The organism is Tsukamurella serpentis, assembly GCF_054780975.1.
Genome location: NZ_BAAGVH010000003.1, coordinates 110,242 through 132,485, shown reverse-complemented (window position 1 = coordinate 132,485; position 22,244 = coordinate 110,242). Strand labels below are relative to the sequence as shown.

Genomic DNA, 22,244 nt, shown 5'->3' with positions numbered 1-22,244 from the left:
GTGCTCGAATTAGTCCAGAACGCCGGGCCGGTGATGATCTGGCTCATCGTCGCCGGCTTCGTCTTCTGCGAGTGCGCGTTCATCATCGGACTCTTCCTGCCCGGTGACTCCCTGCTGCTCACGGCGGGACTCGCGATGGCCACCACCGGTCATTCGACGGCATCGGTTTGGGGCCTGGCGGTGGCCGCGTTCATCGCCGCTATCGCCGGCAATCACGTCGGGTACGGGATCGGCGTCAAGATGGGCGATCACGTGCTGGCCAAACAGGACGGCCGCTACCTCAACGAGCAGAACCTGCACAAGGTCAAACAGCTCATGGACCGCCACGGCTTCTTCTCGGTGCTGATCGCCCGGTGGATTCCGTGGGTGCGCACCCTGTGTCCACTGGTCGCCGGAGCCGTCGGGATGGACAAGCGCAAGTTCACCCTCGCCTCGGTGCTGGGCTCGCTGATCTGGGCGCCGTTCCTGCTGCTGGTCGGCTACTACGCGTCCACCGCTCTGAGCGAATACAAGTGGATCCTGGACTGGGCGCTGCGCGGGATGATCGTGATGCTCGTCATCGGCACGATCATCGGGATCATCGGCTACCGCCGGGAGATGGCGAAGCCGAACGTCACCGTCGACCTCGACGAGTGACTACTTCCGGCCGATCTCGCGCAGCACTCGGCTGAGCGCGGCTTCGAACTCCGAGCGGTCCTGCTGCCGGGTGCGCACGGTGTTGTTGGCCTCGAGGTGCACGAAGACGCTCCCCCGCTCGGCCGCGTCCGTCCCCTGGACGTTCGATCTGCCCTCCAGCCGGCCACAACGATCGGTCCAGGCACGGCAGACGTCGAAGGCGCCGCCCAGAGCCCCCGCGATGTCGCGGGCCACCTCGGAGGTCGGCCCACTGCCCGCGGAGACGACGATGTCCTTACCCGGGAGCGAACCGTCGGCGTACCCGTGCAATTGGATCTGCGCCGCACCGCGGATGCTGTAATCGACGGCCACCTGGTGGAAGACCGACTCCGCGTTGTGCGCGACGTCGGCCCTGCCACCGTCCGCCCGGCGATGCGCTCCGGCGATGAGTAGGGCCGCTCCCGGCACCGCCCTGAGCAGGGACAGGCCGATGAACTCGGTCTGCATGTCCGCGCGGGGGTGCGGCACCTCGATGAGCACCCGCGGATCGGGATGCGCGACGCTCAGCACCACCGTGCCCCAGGCGCGTTCGGTGGCGGTTTCCGAGCGGACCACGACCAGGTCCTGGCCCGAGGGCTCGTCCCGCGCCTGTTCCACCCGGAACCCGACCCCGGCCAGCTCGCCCCGCGCGGCGTCGAGACCGCCGGAGCCGATCGTCCGGAGTCCGCGCACCACGGTGGCCCGCTCCTGCGCGGTCGGCACCCGATAGGGCTGATCCGGCACCAGTGATGCGGACAGGTCCGCGACGAGCTCATCCAGGTTCACCGGGCCCGCGGTTCCACTCCCACAGGCCAGCAGCGGAGTCGTGAGCGACAGCCCGGCCGCGCCGCGCAGGAGATCGCGTCGACTCAATCCAGCGGGTCGACGACCCGTCATAGGCGCTTCACTGCGCGCAGCGCGGTGGCGAACCTGCCCTCGTCGATCACCGACGGACCGCCCTTGTCACCCATGGTCGGCCCGTCCGCCGCGCGCCGGCTCATGATGAAGCGGTGCTCGTTGTCCTGGTCCAGGCCGATGTAGATGCCCACCTGGTCGAGGCCCCGATCGGTATCGGTGTCGAAGAACAACAGGTCTCCCGCTTGCAGTCGGCTCAGATCCGTCACCGGGGCATCGGTCGCGGAGGCGACGTCCACACCCATCCCCCGGTGCATTCCCTCTACCGAGGGTGCCATAGCGGTCTTGTCGTCGGCCGTGCGGGCGAGCGGCAGGCCTCCGCGATAGCCGTACACCAGCCGCACGAAGCCGGCCGTGCTCAGCGTGCGGAGCGCACCCGGATCGGGTCGGCGGGTGGTGCCGTTCGGGAACGTGAACGGCACTCCGAGATAGTCGTTGAAATCGGAGTCCGGTTCGCCGCCCGACGGTGCCGGGCCGCGGTATCGGGCGTCGCCTCGGTACTGCACTCCGGCGGCGTCGACGCCCTGGTCCGCACCGGTGATGTACTGCGCGGCGATGTCGAGCAGGTCGGGGTCCCTGTTCTTCACCGCGGCTGAGAACCAGTCCCGGTACCACGGCTGCGACTGCGCCTCCGGCGCCCACGGTCGGGGCATGAGGACCACGCGCTGATGATCGACGACCAGCGCCCTGGTGGTCGCGGTCTCGTTGATCACACGGGAACGCCCGAGCAGAGAGGCGGTGCGGGCACCGTCGGTCATCACGGCGACGATGCGCCGGTGCCGGTCACGGGCGATGGTCCGGCCTGGTGCGTCCAATCGTTCGAAGCGCAGTTCACCGATCTCCGGCACGGCCTCGCCGGCGTCGAGGGCGGCGTCGGAGAGCCCGCCCTGACGGAACACGCCGACGCCGATGCCGGCCACGCCGACGATCACCGAGACGATGCACGCGGCGATCATGCGGCGGGTGCGGGCCGACAGGCCGCGTAGGTCGAGCCGGCTCACGTCGCCGGAACGAGGTCGAGGAGCACACCACTGGCCAGAATCCCGTACGCACCGAGCGTGACCGAGAAGGTGCACGCGATCGTGGGCAGGCGGGGCTGGCGAACCAGCTGGTAGGCGATCAGGCCGGGGATGATGAATCCGAGCGTCTGGTGGGCGAACAGCAGCGGGGCGTGCTCGTGCACCACCAGGTAGGCGCCCACCGAGTAGACGACGCTGATCAGGATCACCGAGGCGAACAGCCGCTTGCCGTACAGGATCACGTAGCGCTGCACGAGCATCGTCGACAACCAGGTGACCGCGGTGACGCCGACGATCACCGGTACCCGGTCGATGTCCTCCAGGAATGCGACGGCGAGCCAGCCGGGGGTGATCATGCCGCCCGGCGAGAGATTGGTGACGAGGTAGCAGCACAGCGCGAGCATCACGCCGATGGCGAGCGCGATGGTCGCGACCTGTGGGCTGAGGGTGCCGGTCAGCACGAGGTCTCCTGAGTGTCGGGATCGAGGCCGTTGAATTCGTGGAGCAGGACTTCCCCGCTCCCGTGGATGTTTCCGATGGTCACCACCGAGGCCGCACCGGTCTCATCGGCGACGACTGCCGACAGCACGCTCTCGAAATCGAGTCGCCCGCCGAGGTCGGAGACCCGGTCGGTGAGGGTGTCGGGGATGCTGACCTTCGCCGAGCGGGTGGGGTCGCCGATCAGGATGATCCGGTCCGGATCGAGCACGCCGGTGAGCTCACCCATCTGCCCGTTGCGTTCGACGCGGTCGGGCCGGCAGTTGATGATCACGTTCAGCGGGCGGCCGATCAGCCCGCGGTCGGTGAGCAGGTCGATGTTCATCCGGGTGGACTCGGGGTCGTTCGCGGCGAAGATGTTCGCCATCGCGATGCGCTTGTCACCGCTGCGGTACCGGCTGACCGCCACCGTCCCGGGGTCGGCGGCGGACTCGACCATCCCCTTCAGGGCCGCATCCCGGTCGACCCCGCACATCTGTGCGACGGCGAAGGCGATCGCGATGTTCTCCTTGAAGGTGATGAACGGGAACCCCGCCACGATCTCGTCGCTGATGTCGTCGGGATCGACCTCGATGAGCCGGCAGTCCCGCTTGCGGGCCTCCTCCCGCAGCACGTGCACGTGTTCCTTCTCCGCGGTCACGCAGACGCCGCCCTTGGGCATCGACCGCGACAGCGAACGTGCGATGTCCTCCAGAGTGGGCCCCATCTCCGCGACGTGATCCTCACGGACGTTGCAGATCACGCAGATCGTGGAGTGGATGAGCTTGCGCTCGTTGATCTCCTGCAGGTCCGGGAGCACGGCCATGCACTCGATCACCAGCGCGTCCGGGCGGAACGATGCGGCGCGGCGCACGATACCCACCTGCTCGATCACATTGGCCAGGCCGAACCGGCGGTGGATCTGCTCGTCGGTGCCGTCCGGGGGGATGAACCGGGCCGCGGTGCCGGTGGTCTTGGCCACCGTCACCAGATCGCCACCGCGGAGCGCACCGGCGCACAGCCGGGTGATCGAACTCTTGCCGCGGATACCGTTGATCACCACTCGGACCGGAATCGAGTGCAGGTTCTGGTGGTGCCGGCGCTGTTCGAGCACACCGCAGCCGAGCAGCACCAGGCAGGCGCCCACCAGGAGCGCATACAGGACGATCACATCAGCCTCGTTTCACCAGGTGCAGCAGACCGGCAGTCAGCGCGCCGACCTCGTCGAACCGGGCCGGGGCGGGTGCCGGGGGATGTGGCGGCGGGGCATCCAGGGCCACCGGCTCCAGCCAGCGGATCACCCGGCGCAGCGGCATCACGGTGGACGCGTACAGCCACAGCATGAGGGCGCCGGCGGCGATCGTCGCCAGCCCGATCACGGCGGCTCCGGCGCGCTGCACGGGCGACTGCTCGAAGGCGGCGGAGGCCACCTTGCCGCGCTGCACCAGCACCCAGTTCAAGTCGGTCGCCGGGGCTCGCTCCCCGACCTTCTCCGCGGACAGGATCATCGCCTCATCGCCGGAACCGAAGACCTCGGCGGACGGCACAGTGGAGGCGGTGCCGCCGACGGTGGCGATATCGGCGGCGGGTTCGGAGAACGCCAGGTAGCCGGTGGAGCCGAGCACCACCCGGCCGGTGCGATCGAGCACTACCGTCTCGGCCGCCGAGCGGGACAGGATGTCGTTGAGCTTGCGCGGCGCGAACTCGGCGATCACGGTCACCTTCTGATCGTGACTACGGGCGACGGCCGCGACGATCGGCTCGGAACCCTGGCTGTTGACCTGCACCAGTCCGGAACCGTTGCGCAACTCGTCCACGGCGGACGGCGCGGTACCGGCCTCCGCGAGCACGGCACCGTCGGCGCCGGCGACGGCGTACACCGAGCGCAGTCCGGGCTGGCGGTCGAGTACCGCGGTGACGTCCTTCTGCCAGTCGGTGACGGTACCCACCGAGGGAGTGGTCGCCCTCTCGACCTCGGTCAGTGCACTGAGCAGCGTCTTGCTCAATCGCATCTGCGTCTCGTGTGCGCGCTGTTCGGCGGAGACCACATCGGCGCCGCCGGAGGCGGAGTCACGGCTGGCGACCAGTGCGCCGCCCACGATCAGAGCGGTGATCGCGATCACCGCGGCGACGGCGATCACGGCACCACCGGGTATCGCACGGCGGCGATCGGACATCGGGGTGAGGTCACGGGAGCCGCCGAAGACCCGCGGCATCCGGGAGACCAGGGCGGCGATGCGGTCGACCTGCGCGTGCGCCGAGCGTTGCAGGCGAACCCGGGACACCCGGCCGGCGTCCAGATCGCTGCACAGGGCCTCGATGTCGTCGCGCAGGTTGCGCACCGGACGCACGACCATCAGGTACAGCAGCAGGAAGACGAGGACCGAGGCGATACCGATCACGATCGCCGCCTGGGTTCCAGGGCGATCGGCTCGACCCTCGATCGCGGGAACCCTGCCGGTGACCGCGACCGCGACGTCGGCACCCGCACCGAGACCGGGCAGGCGCGCCGCTGCGGCGGCGGAGGTGTGCCGTGAGTCCTCCCCCTCCTCATCGTTGACACCCTGACTCGACGCCGAGAAACCCTGTTGGCCAGCGGCACTGGCGAGTGTCGCGTTTCGGACCAGCGACCCCGCGACGGTCCCGTACCCGGGCGGCCCGCTCAACGGCGCACCGTCCAGGCGCACCACGGTGACCGTCCGGCGGTCGTCGTGACGCTCGACCTCGCGCACCCGCACCTGTGCGAGCACCATCCGATCGGGACCGGCGGGCACCGCGACGATCAGTGCATCGCCGAGACGGGCCACTCGCGGTGCCGTTCCCGACTCCCACAGTTCGGCGCCGGAGACCCGAACCGCATCACCGGCGGAGGCGACCGTCGCCCCGGCGCGGTTGATCACCTCCACTCCCGAGAGTCCCGATCCGATCGGTAGTGACGATGTATCACCCTGCGCTACTGAGGGATTGGCGCGTACCGCCTTGACGGTCCGATCGATCACACCGGCGAGGGCGTTCACCGCGGTCACAGCCTCGGTCTTCATCGACTCCTGCGCCGAGAGCGGGACCACCGACTTCGGCGCGGAGGTCACCATGGCGACTCCCAGCGCTGCGATCACCATGCCGATGCACAGCAGTGCCGGTATCACCGCCACCGCCTCCAGCGGCCGCAGCCGAGGGAACCGGTGGGGTTCAGCAGGTTTCAGTTCTTGGTCGAAACGCGATAGCGATGATTCTCCACCGCCGGCGCGCGCGATGTCGCCGGAGAAGGCTGTCAAGCGTCCATTCCTTGCAGGTCGATGCTGTGGGGCGTTCGATGTGCGTGCGTGGTCGGCGAGGGTCGCCGCAGGCGATCAGGAGACACGCCCGAAGGGCCTCACTGCGCCTACCCCCAAGCTCACAACTTAGCGTCACTAAACGGGATGTCAAGAGGCCATTAAGCAACTCACGTACAGGTAAACCTGTGGCCCGGCGCACTGCACCGACCGGACGGCGAATACCGGATGAATACTGCGTGCCACCAGGGATAACGGTCGATGGACGGATTGCCGGAGGGCGTTCAGGAACCGGTGCCGCGACCACCTAGAATCATCGTTTGATCCAGTCCGGTAATCACGACCCAGGAGGTCGCATGACGGTCCTGCAGACCCGCGACCTATCGGTCGCCTACGCCGACCGCACCCTGTTCACCGGACTCGACCTGGTGATCGCCCCGGGCGATGTGGTCGGCCTGGTCGGCGCGAACGGTGCGGGCAAGTCCACACTGCTCGCACTGCTCGCGGGTGTCCGCTCCCCCGGCGGGCCGGACGTCTCCGGCACCGTCGAACTGGCCCCGGCCGATGCCACCGTCGGATACCTGGCGCAGGAACACGAACGGCGCCCCGGCGAGAGCGTCGCGCAGTTCGTGGCGCGACGCACCGGTGTGACGGCGGCGCAGCAGGCGATGGACGACGCGGCGGAGGCCCTGGCCGAGGACTCCAGGCAGGACCTCTACACGCCCGCCCTCGACCGGTGGTTGGCGCTCGGCGGGGCCGATCTGGAACAGCGTCTGGCGGCGATCCTGGACGAGGTCGGGCTACCGGACTCCGAGGCGGAGATGACCGGACTCTCCGGTGGTCAGGCGGCCCGGGCCGGTCTGGCGGCCGTGCTCGCCTCCCGATACGACGTGCTGCTGTTGGACGAGCCGACCAACGATCTGGATCTGGCCGGCCTGGAACTGTTGGAGCGCTTCGTGACCGAGACGAGCGCGGGAACGGCTCTGGTTCTGGTCTCACACGACCGGGAGTTCCTGGCGCGGACGGTGACCACCGTGGTGGAACTCGACCTCGCGCAGCAGCAGATCGGTGTGTACGGCGGCGGCTACGAGGCCTACCTGGTGGAGCGGGAGACCGCCCGCCGGCACGCCCGCGAGGAGTACGACGAGTACGCGGGAAAGCTGTCCGGCCTGCAGGACCGCGCGCAGATGCAGCGCAATTGGATGGAGCACGGGGTCCGCAATGCGCGCCGGAAGATGCGCAGCGGGTCCGATCCGGACAAGGCCGGCCGCAAGGCGCGCCTGGAATCGACCGAGAAACAGGCGTCGAAGGCTCGGCAGACCGAACGCGCCATCGAGCGGCTGGAAGTGGTCGCCGAGCCACGCAAGGAATGGGAGCTGCGCATGTCGATCGCCGCGGCACCGCGCAGCGGCTCGCTGGTCGCGCAGCTCTCGGGTGCGCAGGCGCGATACCCCGGACTGACAGTGGGACCGATCAGCACCTCGATCGCCTACGGCGACCGGATCCTGCTCACCGGTCCGAACGGGGCCGGTAAGTCCACTCTGCTGGGGCTGCTGCTCGGCCGCCTGACGCCCTCCGCCGGGTCGGTCGTCCTCGGCTCCGGGGTCGAGGTGGGCGAGGTCGACCAGGCCCGCGGCCGCTTCCTCTCGGACGGTCCGCTGCTGGAAGCCTTCTGCGCCGAGGTCCCGCAGACGCCGCCCGCCGACGTGCGGACGCTACTCGCGAAGTTCGGGCTGCGCGGACACCACGTGCTGCGGCCCGCCTCGTCGCTCTCCCCCGGTGAGCGGACCCGCGCCGCGCTCGCGCTGCTGCAGGCCCGCGGGGTGAATCTGCTGGTACTCGACGAGCCCACGAACCATCTGGATCTACCCGCGATCGAACAGTTGGAGCAGGCGGTGGAGTCCTTCGACGGCACGGTGATCCTGGTGACCCACGATCGCCGGATGCTGGAGACGGTGCGCGCCACCCGCCGCTGGCGGATGGACGCCGGGATGCTCAGCGAGGACTGAGCCTGCCCACTCAGCTCCGGGCGAGGACCGCCGCGGCCTCCATCGCCATCCAGCCGCCGACCTGCACGGAGAGGTCGCGCTCGGGGGTCTCCGACGAGCGGACGGTGCCGCCGGTGAAGTACGCGGCGCGGCCACCCGGGCCCGGGACCTGTGCATCGCGGGTCCAGTCCGCCGAGAACAGCACCCGGCCGTCGACCTCGCGGGCGCCCCGCCACGCGGCATCCGCGGAGGCGAGAACGATCTCGGCGGCCACCTCGCGGACGTCGTCGCTGCCGGGCCCCCGCAGGTTCAGTGCCGCGAGCGCGAGATTGCGCATCAGGATGCCGTTGAACAGGCCGCCGTCTCCACCGGTACCGCCGGTCAGCACGTCCCGCTCGGTCATGTGCTCGCGGACCGCGCCGATCAGCGCCCCGGCGCGGGCGGCGTGCCGGGGCGCGAGATCCGAGGACAACTCGGTGTCCAGGCCGATCGTCACTCCCTGGCAGTAGCTGTACTTCTCGGTGTGCATGTGCCCGCAGGTCGGGTCGGTGGGGTCACCGTCGACACCGTCGTTGATCAGGCCGGTCTCCGGGTCGAGCAGGCGGCGGTACAGCCAGTCCGACATCTCCGTCGCTCGCTCGAACCGGCCCATGCGGGCCAGGAAGATCCCGGCCGGCCCGTTGGCCGGGGCGTTGAGGAACAGCCCCGTGGTGCGCCACGGGATGCCGCCGCCCGCCTCGGGGACCCACGCGTCGTAGAGCGTGTTGCGCAGCGTCCGCAGCCGGCGGGAGGTGTTGAGCCCGGCGTGCCGCCGGGCCCGTTCCAGAGCCAGCCCCATCCAGGCCATGTCGTCGTAGTAGGAGTTGGTCACCCGCAGCAGATTGCGCACCCGGTGTCCCCGGGCGATCCGGCTGACCAGTTTGCGGGTGCTGGGAGCTCCGTCCCGCAGGTAGGCGTCCACGGCCACATCGAGCAGATGCGCCTGCCACCAGTAGTTCCAACTCAGCAGGAGTTTGTCCCGCCGCAGGGCCGGGTACGCGGGCACCCCGAGCCGGGTGCCGGGCAGGCCCCACACCGTGCGCAGGTGCCGATCGACCACCGCCGCCTGCGCGGCGGCCGCCCGCTGATTCCACTCGACCGAACTCATGCCTCCACTACATCACGGGCGGCCGACCAGTGCGCGTCCGCCCAGGTCGACTCACTGCGACGGGCGTCACCATGCGGTGTCGAGATCGGCGTGCTCCCGGATCCACGCGTGCATGGCGATCCCGGCCGCCACCCCGACGTTGATCGAGCGGGTAGAACCGAACTGCGCGATCGACACCGTCGTATCGGCGATCCCCCGGGCATCGCCGGACACACCCGGCCCCTCCTGCCCGAACAGCAGCAGGCAGCGCCGGGGCAGACGGGCCCGTTCCAGCGGCACCGCGCCGGGCTGATTGTCGACCGCGACGACGGGCAACCGCTGTTCCGCACACCACCGGCTCAGGGCGTCGACGTCCGGGTGGTGGTGGATGTGCTGGTACCGGTCGGTGACCATGGCGCCGCGCCGGTTCCAGCGCCGACGGCCCACGATGTGCACCGCCCGCGCCCCGAAGGCGTTCGCGGTGCGCACCACGGTGCCGATGTTGGCGTCGTGGCCCAGGTTCTCGATCGCCACGTCGAACGGGTGCCGCCGGGCGTCGAGGTCGGCGACGATCGCCTCCCGCGTCCAGTAGCGGTACCGATCGACGACGTTACGGCGGTCACCGTCGGCGAGCAGTTCGACGTCGTAGCGGGGATCGTCGGGGATCGGCTCACCGGGGTGTTCGCGTGCCCACGGCCCCATCCCGACGGTGTGCGGTCCGGGTAGGCCGGTGACCCACTCAGTGGGGCCGGCGTCCTCGAGTTCGCCGCCGGTCACGGGGCGCCGGTCACAGCCCGAGGTCGGGCAGGCCCAGCACCGAGCGGTACTGCAGGCCCTCCGCGGCGATCACATCAGCCGCGCCGGTCGCGCGGTCCACCACGGTGGCCACACCGACCACCTCGGCACCGATCTCGCGCAGCGCCCGCACCGCGGTCAGCGGCGAGTTGCCGGTGGTCGTGGTGTCCTCGACCACCAGGACCCGCTTGCCGACGACGTCGGGGCCCTCGACCTGGCGCTGCATACCGTGCGCCTTCGCGGCCTTGCGGACGACGAAGGCGTCGATCGGCCGACCCGGGGCGTGCATGACTGCCGTGGCCACCGGATCCGCACCCAGGGTGAGGCCACCGACCGCGGCGTAGTCCCAGTCCGCGGTGAGTTCGCGCAGCAACCGGCCGATCAGCGGCGACGCCTCGTGGTGCAGGGTGGCACGACGCAGGTCCACGTAGTAGTCGGCCTCCCGGCCGCTGGAGAGGGTCACCCGGCCGTGCACGACGGCCAGTTCGCGGACCAGTTCGGCCAGGCGCGCCTTGGCGTCGGCTGTCACCGTCGGCCGTCCGGACCGGAACGGACCGGCAGCGGCTGGCCCGGGTCGCGCGGCCCGCCGCTGGCCAGGACGCGGGCGTGTCCCTCGGGCGGGAGCACGCGCAACAGGTCACCGAAGCGGCGCACCGCCTCCAGAGCCTCGTCCAGATCCTCCGGGTCGTCGGTGGTGGGCATCGCGGCGAGCGTCCACTCGCCCTCGTTCCACAGCGACTCGATGTGCTCGGGAACCTGCTCGGCGAAGGTGATCATCCGCCGGTCGGCGACGCGGCGGGCGACCTCGGCGTTGTTGGTGTAGAGCACCCGGGGACCGAGGGCACCGAGCGGTTCCATCCCCGGCTCACCGGGCGGCGGTGCGTCGCCCGGGCGCAGGTCCATCAGCGCACCGGAGGATGCGCCGCGGTCGATCGCCACGACGGTGACCGATCCCTGCACGTCGAAGACGTAGGCGGCGGCGCCGAAGTAGGCGCCGTGCGCCACATCGATCACCTTCGGTGCACCGCCCACGGCCATACCGCCGCGGTGGAACTCGTCCTGCAGCGAGGGATCTTCCGGGGTGTAGACGAACTCACGCTCGGCGGCCCAATCGGCCCGCTCGGAACGGACCTGGGGCGTGTGATTGCGCTCGTACCAGATGAGCGCGGCAGCCAGCACCGCACACACCACTGCGAGGATCAGGAACACTACGTACGACATCGCCACCTACATTAGCCGGTCCGGCGCCGAGTTCACCCGACTGACGGAGTACCGGCGATGGATATCTGACCGGCGTAGATCGCCAGTGCGGCCCCGCCGTCGGCGCTCACCTGGATCATGACCACATCGCCGACCTCGATATCGGACAGTTTGCTGCCGTGCGTGGTGGTGACCTGGGTGTCCGGTCCAGTGGACAGTCTGACGGTGCTGCCGCCCGGCGCCGAGCGCACCGTGATGGACGAGGCCTCGACGGCGAGGACCGCGCCGATCACCTCGCGGCCGGGGGTGATCGCGACCGTCTTCTGCTCGTGCACCGGGGTGCCGGCGGACTGCGCCGCAGGCAGTACGCGGCGGTCGCTGCCGACTTCGGAGGAGACGTGCAGGGCGTAGGCGATACCAGCGCCGACCAGTCCGATTCCCAGGAGACTGAGGAGTACGGCGGGCCACGAGCTGCGCGTGCGTGCGTCGCCTCCCACTGGGGCTCCCTCCTGGCGGATCGGCCGGTTCCCGTCGGTTCAATGGTGCGCGCAGTTCTACGCACTCCGGGCGAACTTAGGCGTCGTGTCTGAGATGTGCCTGTGAATCCTGCGAGCGAATCATTGTGAGCCGCGCTAGCGTTGGTGTCGTGGGACGTCACTGGCCACCGCGGGAGCTGGTCGATGGAGAGGCACCGGATATTCGGTTCACTCTGGCGAACGAACGGACCTTTCTGGCCTGGATCCGCACCGCTCTGGCGCTGGTCGCCTCCACGGTGGCCCTGGAGGCCTTCGCTCCGTCCGTACTGGCACCGGTGGTGCGCACCCCACTGGTGATCGTGCTGCTGGCCGGATCCGCGGTGCTCGCCGGCCTCGCGTTCCGACGGTGGCTGTCGGTGGAGGGAGCCATGCGCACCGGTCGTGAACTGCGCGGATCCCCGGCGACACTCCTGGTGGCCGCCCTGATCACAGTGGCGTCGATCGTCCTCGCGGTATCGATCGCGGTGACGTGAACGCACCGGACCCGCGGGCTGCGGAGCGCACCCGGCTGGCGCGGCTGCGCACCGTCATCGCGGTGGTGCTGACCTCGGCGGTCGTGGCGCGGGCCGGGCAGGCCGCCGGGCTCGCCGTGGCGGTGTCGATCCTGACCCTGTGCCTGGCGGTCGCGGTGCTCGCCCCGGTTGCGACCGGGGCGCGGCGACGGCACAGACCAATCGGCCCGGGCAGAGCGTTGATGCTGGTCGCAGCGGTGGTCGCACTGGCCGGCGCGGGAATGGTGGAGGTGCTGGCACAGTGAACGACATGACCGAACCGACCGGACACTCCGCGGCCGCCGTCGACGCCGCAGTCGCCGCGGCGCGTGAGCTGGGGCTGCCGGTCGTCGACGCGACGGTGCTGCACGACCTGTTCTCGGTGGTGGTGCGACTCGAACCGGCGTCGGTGGTGGTGCGCGTACCGACGGTGCTCACTGAGGCGGAGAGCCTGGAGCAGCTGGCCCGGCGTCAGCAGGACGAGTTGTCGATGACGTCCTGGCTGGCCGGTGCCGGGGTACCGGTGCTCGCCCCCACCGACCGGGTTCCGCTACGGCCGGTACAGCGGGACGGGTTCTCGATGACCTTCTGGGACCACGTTCACCAGGACGAGTCGGCGGAACCGGACTACACCGTGAACGCGGAACGGACTGCCGCTCTGCACGCCGCGATGCGCGGCTATCCGGGCCGGCTCGCGTTCCTGACCGCGACCGCCCCGCACAGCGTGACCCCGGCCCTGCTATCGCTGATCCGGCGACCCGATCTGATCAGTGCGGACGAGGTGCGTCGTGCGCAGCGGCAGTGGGATCGACTGGAGCCGCTGGTGTCCTCACGGACGGCGTTCGAGGCACGGTTCCCGGGGGTCGACCTGCAGCCGATCCACGGCGACTGCCCTCCTGCGAACATGTTCGCCGGACTCGACGGTCCCCGGTACGCCGATTTCGAGCTGGTCACCCTGGGACCGGTGGAGTGGGACCTGGCGGCGCTGGGGCCCGAATTGGAGGCGGCCTACGACCGCGGCGCCGCAGCCGCCGGGCTCCGCGCATTGCGCCCGGACGTGCTGGAGGTGATCAACGCGGTCGGAATGCTGCGTGCGGTGGCCACTCTCGCCCTGGCCGATCGGCTTCCTCAGCTGGTCGAGTTCCTCGGTCCGGCGGTCGATCAGTGGCGGGCCGCACCGGACCCGGCGGGCTGATTCACTCGGCCGGGCGCACCCGGATCCCGACGGTGCCGTCGGTGCCCCGCCGCAGCCGCGATCCGATCACGATGAGCCGGCCGATCAGGCCGTATTTGCGGCGGATCATCGCAGCGGGACCTGCACCGTCGATGATCTCGCCGACACCCGCGATCTGCGGTCCGGTGGTCTTCGTGCCGCGGGCATCGCAGACCTGGACCAGCACCGCCGGATCGCGTCGCAACCGCTTGACCTTCCATGAATCGGCCACGGTCCAGGCCAGCAGATCGGCGCCGTCGCGCACCGCCCACAGCGGCGAGGCCACGGGGGTGCCGTCCTTGCGGAAGGTGGTCAACAGGACGTACTTGGCATCCGCGATGGAACCGACGGTGACCTCGCTGCTGCTCATGGCGTCCAGCGTAATCCGCGGCGGGTCACATGTCGGGGCGCCGGTGTTGCAGTCCCTCGATGATGAACTCGATCTTCGCGTCCAGCACGGTGCGGTCGAGCCATTGGGGCTGCGGACGGAAGACGGCGTCGTCGGACGATTCCCGCCGGGCCCGGTCGTAGCCGCTCTCCCCCTCCTCATCGAGTGCGTGCATGGCCTCGATGCCCAGGTGGGAGACGAACACGGTGTCCCCCAGGAAGTCCAGCGCGAACGCCGCCTCCCCCACGGTCCAGCCGTCCGCGATGAGAGCGCGGGCGTACGCGGCCGTGATGTGCTCGACGTGGGTGAAGGCGACGGGGTTGGCGTACACCATCCGGTTGAGCCCGCGGTGACGCTCGCACACCAGCCAGCACTGTTCGGCCCACAGCCGCAGTACGTCCTCCCAGCGCGCCCCGGGCGCCGGCACCTCGATGGTGGAGGCGGCCCGGCGCAGGCACGCCGCCTCCACCTCGTCCCGCGACCGGAACAGACGGTAGAGGGCGGGGGGTACCACCGAGAGACGTTCGGCGACCGCCGCCAGGGTGAACCTGTCGAGTCCTTCGGCGAACGCCGCATCGATCACGTCGTCCGCGTCGAACGCCGGCCTGCGGCCCGCCTTCCGTGTGATCGACTCGCCCTGTGCCACGGCGGTGACTCTAGCGCGTGAGCCTCCATCCCTGCGCCGTGCGCAGACGCCGCCAGTAGTCGGCGTACGTCCCGCCCGCCGCGAGCAGCTCATCATGGGTACCCACCGCTTCCACCTCACCGGAGTCGTCCAGGGCGACGATCAGATCAGCATCGGCGATGGTGTCCAGACGGTGCGCGATGATCAGCACGGTGGCCTCGCGCCGCAACTGCTGCACCGCGGCCACGATGTTGGCCTCGTTCTCCACGTCCAGGGCGGACGTGGCCTCGTCGAGTAGCACGATCGGTGCGCGTTTGAGCAGTGCACGAGCGATCGAGACCCGTTGCCGTTCACCTCCCGAGAGCGCCCGTCCACCCTCGCCGACCGGCGAATCCCAGCCGCGCGGCAGGCGCCGGGCGATCTCGTCGACGCCCGCGATCTCCCCTGCCCACAGGACCTCCTCCGGCGCGGCGTCGTCCCGGCCGACCGCGATATTGGCCAGCAGGGTGTCGTCGAACAGGTAGACGTCCTGGAAGACCATGGACAGCTGGCCCATCAACTGTTCGGTGGTCTGCTCGGTGACCGGCGCCCCGCCCACCAGCACCCGGCCCTGCTGCACGTCGTAGAACCTGCTGACGAGTTTGGCCACCGTCGTCTTACCGCTACCGGATGGGCCCACCAGCGCGACCATGGTCCCGGCCGCCACGTTCAGCGAGACGTCCCGCAGAGCCGGAGGGCCGTCTGGCTGATAGCCGAAGGTGACCCGATCGAGCTCGATCGAACCCGGCGCCGGCAGGTCCGCCGGAGCCTGCGGCTCGGCCAACGGAACGGCGGTGAGAACCTCGTCCAGTTGATCGAGCAGCGGGCGGCGGGATTCGATGGCCATCGCGCTGGAGGTGATCTCCGACAGAATCGTGGTGAACCGCAGCGCCAGCCCGATGAACGCCAGCGCGGGGATCGGGGCGAGGTCGCCGGAGACCGCCAGCGTGCCGGTCACGGTGATCAGCACGACGATCACCCCCTGGGAGACCATGCCGCTGGTGAGCAGGCCGGCCGTCTCGAACCCGAACGCCCGCTTCTTGGCGGACTCCGCCTGTTCCAGGGCTCTGCGCAGCGGTGCGAAATCCTCACTGCGCCCGCACGAGCGCAGCGCTCCCTGCGACTGGGAGTACTCGACGATCCGGTTCGCCAGCAGCGTCTCCCGGGGTTCGTGGATCGACCGTCCCTTGCGCATGAGGGCGGTGGAGACCAGGGTGATCGCGACGAAAGCCGGTACCGCGACCGTCAACACCAGTCCCAGCGCGGGATTCCACAGCCATGCTGCGACGATCACCACGCCCGCGCTGATGATGCGGGCCACGATCGGCGAGAGCATGTGCGCCAGGATCTGTCCGGCCATCATCAGCTCGGTGGACACCACGCGGGACAATCCCCCGGCGCGCGGACGAGCGAACCAGCCCAGCGGCTGCTTCGCCACCTGATCGCCCACCAGCCGGTGGATGCTGGAGAGGAAGTCGAGCGCAGCGGAGTAGGAGCTGCGGCTGGAGAGGTAGTTCACCGCGAAGCCGAGCGCTGCGAGTACGGCCAGGACGATCAACCAGCCCGACGTCCCCATCCCCCACACCCGGTCGCCTCCGGAGAGGTTCGCGATGGCCGGGAGCATCGCCGCGAGGGCGAGTCCCTCGATCAGGCCGGTGACCGCCGCCATCGAGAGCATGGTGCGCAGGGTCCTGGGGCGCGAGAGCATCCGGCGGACGCGGGGTACGACGTCGAGCAGCGGGAGCGGCATCACAGGTCTCCTTCGATCCGAGTGGAGGCGGGCGCACCGGACCGCCATAGTCGCGCGTACTGCGGGTTCGCCAGCAGTTCGTCGTGGGTACCGGCGGCGACCAGGCGGCCGGCGTCGATCACGAGGATCTGGTCGACGCCGCTGATCGTCTCCCGCCGGTGTCCGATCACCAGGACGGTGCGGCCGCGCACGAGTTCCGAGAGCGCCTGTTGGATCTCGGCCTGCGCTTCCGGGTCGGCGAGTGCCGTGGCCTCGTCGAGCACCAGCACCGGAGCGTCGACCAGCAGCGCCCGGGCGATCGCGATCCGCTGCGCCTGCCCTCCGGACAGCCCACTTCCATCGCCGTGGATGGTGTCGAACCCCGCTGGGAGGCTTTCGATCTCATGGAGCACCCGGGCGGCCCGGGCGGCTGCCCGTACCTGCTCGTCGGAGGCATCGGGCCGCCCGAGGCGGATGTTGTCGCGGATGCTGATCCCGAGCAGTTGCGGGTCCTGCAGCACGAACCCGACATGCGCGTACAGGTCGGCTATCCGCTGCACCGGCACCCCGCCGATGCTCACGGACCCGGACTGCGGATCGTCGAATCTGGCCAGCAACGTCGCGATCGTCGACTTCCCCGAGCCGGACGGGCCGATCAGTGCCGTGATCGTGCCCTCGCGGAGCGTGAAGCTCAGGTCGTCGACGGCCAGACGACCGGAGCCGGCGTACGAGTACTCGACGCGATCGAAGACCACGTCGTGGCCTTGCGGCCGGTCACCGGGGTCGTCGAGCCGGGGCAGCGTCGGCGTGTGAAGGATGTCCTGGAGACGCAGCGCGGCCGCCCCTGCGAGCTGGGTCGACCAGGTCGAGCTCATCAGTGTCTCCAAGGCGTACGGCACGAGTAGAGCGATCAGTGAGGTGGTGAGGACGTCGGCTGCGGTGACCGCTCCGCTGTGCACGAGCAGGGCGCCGCCACCGATGTTGACCAGCAGGATCAGCGGTACCGCCAGGCAGGAGTTGCCCAGCGCCGCCACCCGGACCAGCGGCTTGACCCACTCGGCGTAGAAGGTGTGGAAGTCGTCGGCCGCCTCTTGGTAGCTGCGGTGCGCTCGCCCGACGCGGCCGAACGCCTTCACCACCGCGATCCCGGTCACGAATTCGACGGTCCGCGCCGATACCACCGACAGCTTCCGGTCCATCTGGACCGTCATCTCCCCCATGCCCCGCAGTGAGAAGGCCATGGCCAGCGCGTACACGGGAAGGGTGGCGATCGACAGCAGACCGAGCCGCCAATCGATCAGGAAGGCGTAGATCATCAGCGCCAGTGGCATGATCACCGCGTTCACCACCTCCACCGGGCGGTGCGCGATCAGCTGATGCACGACACCGATGTCGTCCTGAACCGATTTGCGCACCCGCCCCGAGTTGGTGGAGCTGAACCACGCCAGCGGAACCTGCGAGATCCGTTGCACCATACGCAGTCTGATGATCCGGCCGAACTTCAGATCGGCGACGTGTGTGACGGTCAGGGCCGCCAGGTAGATGCCGAGACGAGCGGCGAACGTGCTGATCAGGATCTGTAGCCAGGTCTGCACCGCAGCTCCGTCGACGGCCCGGTCCACGGCGGCGGCGCCGAGCAGTTCGGCGCCGATGCGCACGAAGGCGATGTACGGCACCACTGCCAGTACCCCCGAGATCAGCGCCATCGCGCGGCCGAGGGTCAGCATCGCGGCCACCGGCCGCGTCATCTCCTTCAGCGCCGCCGACCCCGCCCGCAGCCGGGCCTTCGAGTCGACGGCCGGTGAGGCGTCGGGTTCCGATTCCTGCGAGTCTCTCGACATACCATCCTACTTAGGTGAGCCATGCCTATTTCTGAATAGGCTTCACAATAGGGCGGTGCGGGACCGATGACAAGACCGACGACGAAGGTCCCGCCCCCGGAGGGGACGGGACCTTCGAACGTGGCGCGGGCGCCGGTGGCCGGACCGTCAGGCGATGACCAGACGGTCGCCGTCATCGCTGACGGTGACCTTCACCTCGTCGCCGTCCCGGACGTCGCCCGCGAGCAGCGCCTTCGCCAGCTGATCGCCGATCGCCTGCTGCACCAGCCGACGCAGCGGCCGAGCACCGTAGAGCGGGTCGAACCCGCGCTCGGCGAGCCAGGCCTTCGCCTCGCCGGAGACGTCGAGACCGAGCCGGCGCTGCGCGAGCCGCTTGCGCAGCGCATCCAGCTGGATGTCGACGATGCCGGTCAGCTGCGAGGAGTCGAGGGCATCGAAGACCAGCACGTCGTCGAGACGGTTGATGAACTCCGGCTTGAACTTCGCCCGCACCGCCGCCATCACCTGATCCCTGTCGCCACCGGCGCCGAGGTTCGAGGTGAGGATCAAGATGGTGTTGCGGAAGTCCACCGTGCGGCCCTGGCCGTCGGTGAGCCGGCCCTCGTCGAGCACCTGCAGCAGCACGTCGAAGACGTCCGGGTGGGCCTTTTCGACCTCGTCGAAGAGCACCACCGTGTAGGGACGGCGCCGCACCGCCTCGGTGAGCTGACCACCGGCCTCGTAGCCGACGTACCCGGGAGGCGCGCCAACCAGCCGAGCGACCGAGTGCTTCTCGCCGTACTCGGACATGTCGATCCGGACCATGGCCCGTTCGTCGTCGAACAGGAACTCCGCCAATCCCTTCGCCAACTCGGTCTTGCCCACGCCGGTGGGGCCGAGGAACAGGAACGAGCCGGTGGGCCGGTTCGGGTCGGCCACGCCGGCCCTGGTGCGGCGCACCGCGTCGGAGACCGCGGCCACGGCGGCCTCCTGGCCGATCACACGCTTGCCGATCTCGGCCTCCATGCGCAGCAGCTTCGCCGTCTCGCCTTCCAGCATGCGGCCGGCGGGGACACCCGTCCACGCCGAGACCACGTCGGCGACGTCGTCCGGGCCGACCTCCTCCTTGAGCATGACCTCACCGTCGGAGGCGGCACCGGACTTGGCCACCGCCTCGTCGAGTTCGCGTTCCAGCGCCGGGATCTGGCCGTAGCGCAGCTCCGCGGCACGGCCCAGATCGCCGTCGCGCTCGGCCCGCTCGGACTCACCCTTGAGGTTCTCGAGCCGCTCCTTGACGGTGCGCACCGAGTCGATCGCGCCCTTCTCGTTCTGCCAGCGGGAGGTCAGCTGAGCCAGCTTCTCCTGATGATCCGCGAGCTCGCCGCGCAGCTTCACCAGCCGGTCCTTCGAGGCGGCGTCGGACTCCTTCGCCAGTGCCATCTCCTCGATCTCCAGGCGCCGCACCAGGCGCTCCTCGGCGTCGATCTCCTCGGGACGGGAGTCGATCTCCATCCGCAGCCGCGACGCGGCCTCATCGACCAGGTCGATCGCCTTGTCCGGAAGGAACCGGGAGGTGATGTAGCGATCCGAGAGCGACGCGGCGGCAACCAGCGCGGAATCGGTGATCCGCACACCGTGGTGCACCTCGTAGCGCTCCTTGAGGCCGCGCAGGATGCCGACCGTGTCCTCCACACTCGGCTCACCCACCAGTACCTGCTGGAACCGCCGCTCGAGCGCGGCGTCCTTCTCGATGTACTGGCGGTACTCGTCGAGCGTGGTGGCGCCGACCAGCCGCAGCTCACCGCGGGCGAGCATGGGCTTGATCATGTTGCCGGCGTCCATCGCGGAGTCACCGGTGGCACCGGCGCCCACGATGGTGTGCAGTTCGTCGATGAAGGTGATGATCTGCCCGGAACTGGCCTTGATCTCGTCCAGCACCGCTTTGAGCCGCTCCTCGAACTCTCCGCGGTACTTCGCACCCGCGACCATCGAGCCCAGATCCAGCGAGACCACCGTCTTACCGCGCAGCGACTCCGGGACGTCACCGTCGATCACGCGCTGCGCCAGACCTTCGACGATGGCCGTCTTGCCGACGCCCGGCTCGCCGATCAGCACCGGGTTGTTCTTGGTTCGCCGGCTGAGCACCTGCACCACCCGGCGGATCTCGTTGTCACGCCCGATCACCGGATCGAGCTTGCCCTCGCGGGCCCGCGCGGTGAGATCGGTCGAGTACTTCTCCAGCGCCTGGTACTGCCCCTCCGGGTTCTCCGAGGTGACCTTCGCACTGCCCCGAACAGCGGTGAACGCCTCACGGATGGCCTGGGGCGTGGCACCGGCCTCGGTGAGCACGGCTCCGGCGGCGCCGCCCGCCTCGGCGAGCCCGTAGAGCACGTGCTCGGTGGAGACGAACTGATCGCCCATCTCGGTGGCCAGCTTCTGCGCGGCGCTGATCGCCGCGATCGATTCACGGCTCAGCTGCGGGGTGGTGGTGGAACCACTGGCCTTGGGCGAACGGTCCACCAGGTCCTGAGCGCGGTTGCGCACCGTGACCGGATCCACACCCACCGCCTTGAGCAGCGGCGCGGCGATACCGTCGGTCTGGTCCAGCAGAGCCACCAGCAGGTGCGCCGGCGAGATCTCCGGGTTGCCCGCTGCGGATGCCGCCTGCAGCGCCGAGGTCAGTGCGGCCTGCGTCTTGGTGGTGGGTTTGAACGAATCCACGTGAATGCCCTCCTGGGGTCGTGACGAACATGCTGCGCACACCTGAGCCTTACTCACTCAAGTATGCATCCATGTTCCGTTCAACGCATCCAGTCTTGAGTCTGTTCCACTCAACCCCGATAACGAACCGTGACCCCCGCCACATCGGCGAGGGTCACGGAGAACCGGGGACGGGGAATCAGACCAGGGCGGAGATCCGCTCGGCGATACGCAGGTGCGCCGACGAGCCGGGGTGCCCGTCGCCGCTGGCGCCGTACCGCCACTCCTCCTCCAGCGGCGAGATCACCGTGACCGACGGATCCACGGACTGAGCGGCACCGATGATGGCCTGGTCAGTGGCCTGCGCGGCCTCGCCGGAGTGGATCGACGGGAACACGGTGACCAGGGCGATCTTGGCACCGGGCGCCTGCTGGCGCACCGTCGAGACCACCTGGCGGACCTGGCCCGCCACGGCCGCCGGACGCGCGCCCACATCGTTGGTGCCAGCCTGTAGCACCACCAGGGCGGGCGAGCGAGCAGGCAGGTTCGCCGCGCGGGTGAGCTGGGCGATCGAGCCGTCGTTGTAGGCGGCACCCGAACGAGCACTCACGTACACCGGGCGTCCGGACAGTTCGCGCACCTGTCCGGGATAGGCGGCGCCCGCCGTGACCGCCTTCCCCGCGGAGACCGAGGCGCCGATCACCACGATCGAGCGACGGTCCGCCGCCTGCGAGCGCGGCGCCACCTGCTGCCGCTCGGCGAGCGCAACCGGCTGCGCAGCCGACTGGGCCGCGACCGAACCGGACTGCACCGGGTTGGGCACCTTCACTGCGGGCTTCACAGGGACCAGCAGCGCAGCAGCGGCGGGCGCGGGCGGAGCCGCGGGGGCCGGCAGTACCACCTTCGCCACGGCCTGCTCGGCGACCCTCATCGGCTGCGCTGCGCGAGCGGGCTGGCCCAGCGCCGGACCCTGCTGCGCGGCCGCGGCGGCCGGCCCCTGCGCTGCCTGCCCCGGATCGGCGGACGCGGCCGCGATCGCGAAGGGCGCGAACGCGATGCCGGCACCGAGCGCCACCCCGTATCCGAATCGGCGCAGGTGACGGCGATCTCGCAGTGCGACCATGGCGGAAGAACCCTCTCTGTAGAGCACTGAACCGGAATCGGTGCGGAGCGCACCTGGTGATGCCGCGACGACGCGTCGCAGATACGGAGAAAACGTACCCGAGTACCGGAACCGAGAGAACCAGGCACGCCCGA

The 22,244-nt window shown here is 69.7% G+C and carries 21 protein-coding genes; 5 read left to right on the top strand and 16 right to left on the bottom strand.

All coding sequences use genetic code 11. The annotated features are described in order from the left end of the window. Nucleotides 1-636, top strand: a complete 636-nt coding sequence (locus tag ACYVHG_RS08770) for a DedA family protein (RefSeq protein WP_461167068.1) — start codon at nucleotides 1-3, stop codon at nucleotides 634-636. Here ACYVHG_RS08770 and ACYVHG_RS08765 read toward each other — a convergent pair whose 3' ends face one another. Genes ACYVHG_RS08765 through ACYVHG_RS08745 form a run of 5 tightly spaced genes read right to left on the bottom strand, consistent with a single transcriptional unit; the run spans nucleotide 637 to nucleotide 6,211 of the window. After that, complete coding sequence (locus ACYVHG_RS08765) at nucleotides 637-1,527, bottom strand: hypothetical protein (protein WP_461167067.1); 891 nt, start codon at nucleotides 1,525-1,527, stop codon at nucleotides 637-639. Between the two features lie 20 nt (nucleotides 1,528-1,547). Then, nucleotides 1,548-2,570 (bottom strand): NlpC/P60 family protein, encoded by a 1,023-nt coding sequence (locus ACYVHG_RS08760; protein ID WP_461167066.1) that lies wholly within the window; start codon nucleotides 2,568-2,570, stop codon nucleotides 1,548-1,550. Beyond that, on the bottom strand, nucleotides 2,567-3,049 hold the full coding sequence (locus tag ACYVHG_RS08755) for a poly-gamma-glutamate biosynthesis protein PgsC/CapC (protein WP_461167065.1): 483 nt from the start codon (nucleotides 3,047-3,049) through the stop codon (nucleotides 2,567-2,569). The genes ACYVHG_RS08760 and ACYVHG_RS08755 overlap by 4 nt, the downstream gene beginning before the upstream one ends. After that, nucleotides 3,043-4,236 (bottom strand): poly-gamma-glutamate synthase PgsB, encoded by a 1,194-nt coding sequence (gene pgsB / locus ACYVHG_RS08750; RefSeq protein ID WP_461167064.1) that lies wholly within the window; start codon nucleotides 4,234-4,236, stop codon nucleotides 3,043-3,045. The genes ACYVHG_RS08755 and pgsB overlap by 7 nt, the downstream gene beginning before the upstream one ends. A gap of 1 nt (nucleotide 4,237) precedes the next feature. Then, a complete protein-coding gene (locus ACYVHG_RS08745) occupies nucleotides 4,238-6,211 on the bottom strand; it encodes a hypothetical protein (RefSeq protein ID WP_461167063.1) in 1,974 nt (657 codons plus the stop codon). Nucleotides 6,212-6,693: 482 nt separating this feature from the next. Between ACYVHG_RS08745 and ACYVHG_RS08740 the strand changes: the two genes are divergently transcribed. Next, on the top strand, nucleotides 6,694-8,346 hold the full coding sequence (locus ACYVHG_RS08740) for an ABC-F family ATP-binding cassette domain-containing protein (RefSeq protein WP_461167062.1): 1,653 nt from the start codon (nucleotides 6,694-6,696) through the stop codon (nucleotides 8,344-8,346). Between the two features lie 10 nt (nucleotides 8,347-8,356). Here ACYVHG_RS08740 and ACYVHG_RS08735 read toward each other — a convergent pair whose 3' ends face one another. The 5 genes from ACYVHG_RS08735 to ACYVHG_RS08715 all read right to left on the bottom strand — a co-directional run bounded on the left by ACYVHG_RS08735 (nucleotide 8,357) and on the right by ACYVHG_RS08715 (nucleotide 11,943). Next, nucleotides 8,357-9,472, bottom strand: coding sequence for a glycoside hydrolase family 76 protein (locus ACYVHG_RS08735; protein WP_461167061.1), 1,116 nt, complete (start codon nucleotides 9,470-9,472; stop codon nucleotides 8,357-8,359). 66 nt (nucleotides 9,473-9,538) lie between these two features. Next, nucleotides 9,539-10,153, bottom strand: coding sequence for a TrmH family RNA methyltransferase (locus ACYVHG_RS08730; RefSeq protein ID WP_461167631.1), 615 nt, complete (start codon nucleotides 10,151-10,153; stop codon nucleotides 9,539-9,541). Nucleotides 10,154-10,238: 85 nt separating this feature from the next. After that, a complete protein-coding gene (pyrE, locus tag ACYVHG_RS08725; protein ID WP_461167060.1) occupies nucleotides 10,239-10,775 on the bottom strand; it encodes an orotate phosphoribosyltransferase in 537 nt (178 codons plus the stop codon). Beyond that, entirely contained in the window at nucleotides 10,772-11,467 is a 696-nt protein-coding gene (locus tag ACYVHG_RS08720) for a hypothetical protein (protein WP_461167059.1), read from the bottom strand. The genes pyrE and ACYVHG_RS08720 overlap by 4 nt, the downstream gene beginning before the upstream one ends. A 32-nt stretch (nucleotides 11,468-11,499) precedes the next feature. Beyond that, entirely contained in the window at nucleotides 11,500-11,943 is a 444-nt protein-coding gene (locus tag ACYVHG_RS08715) for a hypothetical protein (RefSeq protein ID WP_461167058.1), read from the bottom strand. Between the two features lie 149 nt (nucleotides 11,944-12,092). Here ACYVHG_RS08715 and ACYVHG_RS08710 point away from each other — a divergent pair, with 149 nt between their 5' ends. Genes ACYVHG_RS08710 through ACYVHG_RS08700 form a run of 3 tightly spaced genes read left to right on the top strand, consistent with a single transcriptional unit; the run spans nucleotide 12,093 to nucleotide 13,668 of the window. Continuing rightward, nucleotides 12,093-12,455, top strand: a complete 363-nt coding sequence (locus ACYVHG_RS08710) for a YidH family protein (protein ID WP_461167057.1) — start codon at nucleotides 12,093-12,095, stop codon at nucleotides 12,453-12,455. Beyond that, nucleotides 12,452-12,739, top strand: coding sequence for a DUF202 domain-containing protein (locus ACYVHG_RS08705; protein ID WP_461167056.1), 288 nt, complete (start codon nucleotides 12,452-12,454; stop codon nucleotides 12,737-12,739). Before ACYVHG_RS08710 ends, ACYVHG_RS08705 begins: the two co-directional genes overlap by 4 nt. Nucleotides 12,740-12,744: 5 nt before the next feature. Next, the gene (locus ACYVHG_RS08700; RefSeq protein ID WP_461167055.1) at nucleotides 12,745-13,668 is read left to right on the top strand and encodes a phosphotransferase; all 924 of its coding nucleotides are present in this window, start codon (nucleotides 12,745-12,747) and stop codon (nucleotides 13,666-13,668) included. A gap of 1 nt (nucleotide 13,669) precedes the next feature. On the opposite strand, the gene ACYVHG_RS08695 is transcribed toward ACYVHG_RS08700, so the two are convergent. The 6 genes from ACYVHG_RS08695 to ACYVHG_RS08670 form a co-directional block, all read right to left on the bottom strand. Beyond that, entirely contained in the window at nucleotides 13,670-14,056 is a 387-nt protein-coding gene (locus ACYVHG_RS08695; RefSeq protein ID WP_461167054.1) for a PPOX class F420-dependent oxidoreductase, read from the bottom strand. 25 nt (nucleotides 14,057-14,081) lie between these two features. Beyond that, complete coding sequence (locus ACYVHG_RS08690) at nucleotides 14,082-14,720, bottom strand: TetR/AcrR family transcriptional regulator (protein ID WP_461167053.1); 639 nt, start codon at nucleotides 14,718-14,720, stop codon at nucleotides 14,082-14,084. Between the two features lie 10 nt (nucleotides 14,721-14,730). Then, entirely contained in the window at nucleotides 14,731-16,488 is a 1,758-nt protein-coding gene (locus tag ACYVHG_RS08685; RefSeq protein WP_461167052.1) for an ABC transporter ATP-binding protein, read from the bottom strand. Next, nucleotides 16,488-18,308, bottom strand: a complete 1,821-nt coding sequence (locus ACYVHG_RS08680) for an ABC transporter ATP-binding protein (RefSeq protein WP_461167051.1) — start codon at nucleotides 18,306-18,308, stop codon at nucleotides 16,488-16,490. Before ACYVHG_RS08680 ends, ACYVHG_RS08685 begins: the two co-directional genes overlap by 1 nt. Nucleotides 18,309-18,455: 147 nt before the next feature. Next, nucleotides 18,456-21,008 carry an ATP-dependent chaperone ClpB gene (gene clpB / locus ACYVHG_RS08675; RefSeq protein WP_461167050.1) on the bottom strand — a complete coding sequence of 851 codons (2,553 nt, stop codon included), beginning with the start codon at nucleotides 21,006-21,008 and terminating at the stop codon, nucleotides 18,456-18,458. Nucleotides 21,009-21,186: 178 nt separating this feature from the next. Further along, the gene (locus tag ACYVHG_RS08670; protein WP_461167049.1) at nucleotides 21,187-22,110 is read right to left on the bottom strand and encodes an SGNH/GDSL hydrolase family protein; all 924 of its coding nucleotides are present in this window, start codon (nucleotides 22,108-22,110) and stop codon (nucleotides 21,187-21,189) included. Nucleotides 22,111-22,244: the final 134 nt, after the last annotated feature.